Annotated in this window: 3 protein-coding genes and 1 pseudogene; 2 read left to right on the top strand and 2 right to left on the bottom strand. The window is 42.2% G+C overall.

Features of this window, described 5'->3' with window-relative positions; genetic code table 11:
• Positions 1-568 precede the first annotated feature (568 nt).
• Both IM322_RS05000 and IM322_RS04995 read right to left on the bottom strand, forming a co-directional pair.
• The gene (locus IM322_RS05000) at positions 569-3,673 is read right to left on the bottom strand and encodes an efflux RND transporter permease subunit (RefSeq protein ID WP_287672701.1); all 3,105 of its coding nucleotides are present in this window, start codon (positions 3,671-3,673) and stop codon (positions 569-571) included.
• 111 nt (positions 3,674-3,784) lie between these two features.
• Entirely contained in the window at positions 3,785-4,462 is a 678-nt protein-coding gene (locus tag IM322_RS04995; RefSeq protein WP_287672699.1) for a C40 family peptidase, read from the bottom strand.
• A gap of 628 nt (positions 4,463-5,090) precedes the next feature.
• Between IM322_RS04995 and IM322_RS04990 the strand changes: the two genes are divergently transcribed.
• Both IM322_RS04990 and IM322_RS04985 read left to right on the top strand, forming a co-directional pair.
• A complete protein-coding gene (locus IM322_RS04990) occupies positions 5,091-6,479 on the top strand; it encodes an LCP family protein (protein WP_287672697.1) in 1,389 nt (462 codons plus the stop codon).
• Between the two features lie 2 nt (positions 6,480-6,481).
• Positions 6,482-6,697: pseudogene (locus tag IM322_RS04985) on the top strand (pentapeptide repeat-containing protein); the annotation flags it as partial.
• Between the last annotated feature and the right edge of the window lie 175 nt (positions 6,698-6,872).

The raw sequence follows: 6,872 nt of genomic DNA, 5'->3' as shown, positions 1-6,872 counted from the left end.
TTTACGGCGGTGAGGATGTCAAAACTCATACTTTGTACTTTTTGTCAAAAAAACTTTTTTTTTGCAATAAAACTACACAAAAAAAAGATCATCGTTGTGGGTGAAATTGACTAATTTACCCGTCTTAATCAGGATTACCTTCTAGGTGTGGCAAGGGTTTCAACCGTTGCTGCCCAAAAAAGCACATAGTAACCGACTATGAAATTCTATCAAATCGCTGTTACCACTGCAACATCGTTGTTAAATAAAAATCTTTCTCAATTAATTCTTAAGAATTTATAAATATTGCGAAATGTTAATTTAAATATTCTCAAGTTTTTGGAGTCAATAAATAATTTTTGCTTATCTTTAGCCAACATTGGGTTAGAAGTCAGAAGTCAGGAGTCGGGAGATAGGGTGATAGGGTGTTGGGGTGTTAGGGTGGTCACTGCGTGCGCGTTGCGGGGGGTGTTAGGGTTTTAGTTGAAATTCCCCCACTTCCCTACTTCCCTACTTCCCCACTTCCCCACTTCCCCACTTCCCCACTTCCCCACTTCCCCACTTCCCCACACCCCACTGTGGAAGGGGATTATTTTCTAGAGAATAAAACGTAAAAACAGGGAATAATAAACAGAGTTAACAGCGTTGCTAAAGACAAACCCGAAAAAACGACAATTCCTAAAGGTTGCAGAAATTCTCCCCCCTCTCCCAATCCTAAAGCGAGGGGAAATAAACCTAAAACCGTGGTCACGGTAGTCATTAAAATTGGTCGTAAACGTTGGGGAGCGGCCTTTAAAATGGCTTGTAGTCGAGTAAAACCGAATTCTTGCCGCAATTGATTGGCTAATTCCACCATAATAATCCCGTTATTAACCACAATGCCCACCAATAAAACCACCCCGACGATGACAATGGCATTAATCGGGGTTTTGGTCAAATATAGTCCAAAAATTCCGCCCGCTAGGGCTAAAGGAACGGTTAACATAATCACCAAAGGGTCTATGAGCGAGTTATACTGCACGGCCATGACCACAAAGACTAAAAATACCGATAAACCCGCTAATAAACCCAAAGAACCCTGAATTTCTTGATTAGACGTGGCGGCAGCACTGGGTAAAATGCTGATACCATCGGGTAAGGGAGTGGAATTTAAAACCGATTGTACCCCCACGAGTGCGTCACTTAATTTCGCACCCTCGACTAAACTGCCGATAATAATAAAAACTTGACGCTGATTGATTCTCTGGATGACCCCGGGGGTTTTTCCCGCTTCAATCCGGGCTATATCTGCTAATTTTAAGTCTTCTTGCCTATTGACAAAAATAGGTATTTGTGATAGTTCACTAATTTTTTGCCGCAAGTTGGGGTCCAATTGCACCCGGATATCGATTAATCTATCTCCCCGTTGCAGTTGGGTGGGTATCGATCCTTGAATAGCGGTCCGTAGCGTTTGTCCCACTTCCAGGGTACTCAATCCCAAACTATTTAAGCGCGTCCAATCGGGTTTAATCTGGATTTCTGGTTGTCTGGGGTCAGCATCGGCACGAAAACGCGCACTAGGGACTTTTTCATCGAGAATACTGAGGATTTCTTCACCAGCTTGCTCTAGAGTTTTCCCATCGCGTCCCTGTAACATCACATCCACATCAGCACCGACGGAGGGAGAGTTATTAAGAATAATACCGCGCACTTGACCAGGGGTGAGACGCAAACGCACGTTAACGAGGTTTAATTGCTCTAGTGCTTTGCTCATGCGTTCGATATATGCTTCTGTATTAGTGCCTTTTTTGAGATTAATCGTACTAGAAGCGCGCAAAATATTTTCATTGGTAGTTGTGCCAAAAAGAGAACCGCCACTGGTAGTAAAAACATACTCAGTTTCCGGTTGTGATAATAAAATCTTTTCTACTTCCCGCATCACCTGACGGTTAGTATTTAAATTGGTACCGGGGGGAAATTGGGCAAAAACGTTCACCTGTCCAGTTTGAATACGACTAAAGACTTCTTGGGGGATATATTGCCAGAGATAAAAACTACTTCCCCCTAAAATTAAAAAGGCCAGCAGGATAACAGGTATTCTGTAGAGGATGATTTTAGCTAAAAAACGACCGTAGAGAATGGTTAAACCTTCTAGACGTTGACTAAAGACTCTTAAGAGCCAAAACCGATGGATACCACTAGAAACCCGCATATTTAACAAACGACTGGCCAACATGGGAACAACGGTTAACGCACAGAGGAGAGAAGCGGCCACAGCAAAACTGATAGTGAGGATAATCTCGTTAAACAGCAGGGAAATAAAACCACCCAGTAGTAAAAATGGCAGGATAGAGACGAGATTAGTCGCAGTGGAGGCCAATAAAGCAGATTCTACCTCTTGGCTGCTATTACGGGCAATTTCTAAAAAATCTCGCTTATTTTGGTTTTGATTAACTTTGAGGGCAATATTTTCCAGCATGACAATGGAATTATCCACCACGATACCCACCCCTAGGGCCAATCCTCCCAAACTAAACACATTTATCGATAACCCGAATAACTTCATACAGATAATTGCGACGAGGGTAGAAAGAGGAATCGCTAGGGTAATGATAAAAGTCTGTCGCAGAGAACCGAGAAAGACGAATACAGTCAATCCTGCTAAAATTGTCCCCGCTAGTCCCGAAGAAACCACGTTATTAACCGCGTTTTGGATAAATACAGACTCATCGGTAGTGGGGACGACTTGCATCCCCTCTGGAATTAACCCAGATTTTTTTAATTCTGTAATGCGTTTTTTGACCCCTTCTACCACAGCAATCGTGTTCGCATTCGGTTGTTTTTGGACGCTAACCCGCACGGCATTTTTTCCATTTAGGGTGACAAAAATTCTTTGTTCTTCTGTCCCATCGATAACTCTGGCCACATCCCGCAGATAGATTTTTTCTTCGGGATTATTACTATCGGTCAGCGCTAAATCTTGGATATCCGCTACGTTTTTAAATTTCCCCACCGCACGGGTTAAAGGTTCCCCGGTTTCTCCCTGTAGTCGGCCCCCAGAGATGTCCTGATTGCGTCTTTTTAGGGTGTCTAAAACCTGATTTAATCCCACTCCTAAAGATTGTAATCGCTGCAGGTCAATATTAACTTGAATTTCTTCTCTAACTCCCCCAATCACGTCCACCACTGCCACTCCTCCCACAAATCCTAATTCTCTCCCTAATTCTTCATCGGCAAATAATCTTAAATCTTTTAGGGGGAGGGTATCAGAAACGAGAGCGAATTCATAGACGGGTAAACGAGAGGGTTCAAATTTATTTAAGCGCGGTTCCTCAATAATATCGGGTAAATTTTGTCTGACACGATTAAAACTTTCGGTAGCTTCATTTAAAGCGACATTTAAGTCTCCCCCCGGTTGAAAAAATAAATCTACTCGCATCCTTCCCTCGCGAGTTTCTGAATAAACTTGCACTACTCCCTCGGTGGCACTCATTCCTTCTTCTAGGGGTTTAGTTACTTCTTCGAGAATAACTTCCGGGGAAACTCCAGGGACATTCATCCTTAAACTAATGCGGGGATAAGTGATAGAAGGAAGCAAATCTACTTGTAAACGATTTAGAAAAAAAAGACCGATGATGATAACTGCTATAGTTAACATCAATACTCCTATGTGACGACGAATTGATAGACCGCTTAGGGAGATGTTTTCTGACATAATTACCTATGGGGGAGAGTGAGGAGTTAGGGGTTGGGGGTTAGGGGTTGGGGGTTAGGGGTTGGGGTTTTAGGGTTTTAGTTGAAATTTCCCCATTTCCCTGATAACTGATTAATTGTGCATAACTCGACCGAAACTCCATAATTTTTGATAATAATGACGACTGACGCTATCCCTATCATCAGTAAGTAGATTGATAGCGATACCATTGTTACCTGTTTCTTTTCCTGAACTGTGGATATATTGATTATTCCCTAGATATAACGCCACATGATTAACTCTTTTATCACCAAAAAAAATTAAATCTCCTGGGAGTAATTCCTCTCGGTTTATTTTTTGACAAAAAGCCTCCTGTTGATAGGAATCCCTCGGCAACCAAATGCTAAAAGTGGCAAAAGCAGCCTGGATTAATCCTGAACAATCGTAATTAGGTGCAAGGGTTCCACCCCAGAGATAATGATTGGTACGGTTCCTTGCTTCCTGAGTAAAAGTGATAATCTCAGGAATATATTTTTCTATGTCCGAACGACTTAAAGGAATTTTTTGATAAGCTGTGGTGGCCACCGCAATTGCATCTAAATCTTCTCCGCATAACCAAGCTAAATAATTATCTTCCCTTAGCTGAATTTGTAGCCCTTTTTCGGTAATTTCTAGGGAAATAAATTTTAATTGTCTTCCCTGTTGTGCTTGGGTCGCTAACTCTTGACAACTGGGAGAATTGTAGAGATTTAAGTCTTTTATACAGAGATATTCCTGGGTGAATGATGGGGTAAGAGAGATGATTTTCATAAAAAATAGATCAGAATTTATTGACAGAAAAAACTGCCCAACTAGCCAAAAGCCAAGGTATAAAATCGAGGATTTAATGATAAAATAAATAAGGAGAATAACCTTAGTTCTGTCATCTTCAAGTTTCCACCTCTCTTAATTCTTGGCCACAAAGATAATCTAAGACGCATTTTAACCGCCTATCCTTAGATTAACTCAATCTCCCCCAATCCCTTTGCTGTTAACTCTTGCCTGTTACCTCTTGCCTTATCTCAACAACCAATTCAAATGTGCGGGCAGCTTAATCTATAACCGAACTGAATCCCTGAAAAATTATTAAACCCCTTGCATAATTAACTTTTGCTGGTTCAAAAACCGCAAAAATAATGATGAAATGGACTAAAATCTGGAAATAGACTATTTAATCGCTTGTTATTCATTCTCAATTCTTCTGACTACTGACTCCTAACCCTAACAACAATTTTGGGTTTTTACAAGAGGTCTATGATAGCCAGTTCCTTAACAATATGTTACAATAGCCGGCGAGAGGGGAGTGACCAAGATTTGGAACTTTTGCGCTAGAGATAGATTCTATGGATCAGCAGTCACATCCTAAAGTAAGCTTTTAATCAGATGTTGAGGTTAGTTTATGGCCAATGTTTCGGGGCGGTTTGAAAAGCAGGAATACAGCCAAAACTCAGAAAATACCCTCACGGTGGTCAGTTCGGTCATGTCCGGTTTAAAAAAAGCATCTCCCCTGCAAAAGGGCCTATTTTGGGGAATAACCCTCAGTTTTACAGCCCTAGTTTCCGCCACTGTTGGGGCTGCCGTCGCTTTAATTAGTCCCTTACCGGCGCCAATTGGGGCTATCTTCCAAAAAACGACTTTTCCCACCCAAACAGACATCCTTGAGGCCCAAGCTTGGAATAGCTTAATTAACCAGCAGCTTTCTCGTCCTGTTAATATTTTAGTTATGGGCATCGATCGAGTTTTAGATGCCAAAAACGGCGACGATGTATTTAAAGGTCGCAGCGATACCATGCTCCTAGTGCGCTTCGATCCTAGCGATAAAACCGTGAGAATGTTGTCTATCCCTCGCGATAGCCGCGTCAGAATCCCCGGCCACGGTTTCACTAAAATTAACGATGCCAATGTTCACGGTGGACCAACTCTAGCGGCGGAAGTGGTCAGTAATACTTTAGGGGATGTCACCGTAGATCGCTATGTCCGGGTGACTACCGATGCCTTTAAGGAATTAGTCGATTTAGTCGGGGGTGTAGAGGTTTATGTACCCGAACGAATGTATCATAAAGATGTCACCCAAAAATTAGAAATTGATTTACAAGAGGGTTGGCAAAATCTCAACGGCGACCAAGCCGAACAATTTGCCCGTTTTCGTAACCAGCAATACGGCGATATCGGTCGCGTACAAAGACAACAAATTTTATTAAAAGCACTACAACAAAAGATTTTTAGTCCGACAATTCTCCCCAGTCTCCCGAAAGCAGTACAGGTTTTACAACAATATATCGATACGAATTTATCCGTCGAGGAAATGCTGGCTATCGCTAATTTTGGCCGGGAAATTAAACGGGATGACTTGAGAATGATCCTACTCCCCGGCCGGTTTAATAGCCTCGAGGAATACGATGGTCGCAGTTATTGGATTTTGAACCGTCGCGAAATTAGAACCATTGTGGCTAATAATTTTACCGATAACTATTCCCAGGGAGAAACCTCCGTTTATAGTCTGCGGATTGCCATTCAAAATGCCACCCATACCAAAGGTTTAGCCCGTCGTACTCGCAATTATCTGGCCAAACAGGGCTATACAAATGTTTATATTAGCGACGACTCCTCCCAAAAGCTAGAAACCACGGCAATTATTGCTCAAAAAGGTGATATTCATTCCGCTAACCTCTTGAAAAATCAATTGGGAATCGGTAAAGTAGAATCATCCTCCACTGGCGCTTTAGACTCAGACCTAACTATTCGGGTGGGTGATGATGTAGCCCAGTTTTTCGACGCTCAACAGTAACAATGTTGAAAAATTTTTTCAGTCTGGTTTTAATTATTTTGCTGGCGATTCTTTGGATACTTTTTGCAGCCCGTCCGGTGGCTTTGGCCCAAGATAAAACGATTAACTATAGTTTTGCCCAGCTGCAAGATCGGGATTTTTCCCATCAGGATTTGCGCGGAGGAGTTTTCGCAGCTGCCGCGATGCGGGGAGCTAACCTAGAAGAGGCCGATTTATCGAAAATTTGGGTTGAAAACCCCGCCCTTTAGGGTCGCGGAGGGCGGCTTGATTACTTTAACTTTTTAATCCAATCCCTGACAACTTCGGCAGCAGAAATTTGTTTTTGTTGAGCATACCGTTTTAGTTTTTCTAGTTCTTCGTCAGAAAGTCTCACTTGTAAGATATTAGGTCTTG

The sequence above is a fragment of the Microcystis sp. M109S1 genome (genome assembly GCF_020247025.1).
Lineage (GTDB): Bacteria > Cyanobacteriota > Cyanobacteriia > Cyanobacteriales > Microcystaceae > Microcystis.
The sequence above is the reverse complement of the archived record's forward strand: the minus strand, read 5'-3'. Positions and strand labels throughout refer to the sequence as shown.

Coding starts and splice junctions, on each gene's coding strand:
- IM322_RS04995 (WP_287672699.1), bottom strand. CDS start 4,462: ATGAAAATCATCTCTCTTACCCCATCATTCACCCAGGAATATCTCTGT.
- IM322_RS05000 (WP_287672701.1), bottom strand. CDS start 3,673: ATGTCAGAAAACATCTCCCTAAGCGGTCTATCAATTCGTCGTCACATA.
- IM322_RS04990 (WP_287672697.1), top strand. CDS start 5,091: ATGGCCAATGTTTCGGGGCGGTTTGAAAAGCAGGAATACAGCCAAAAC.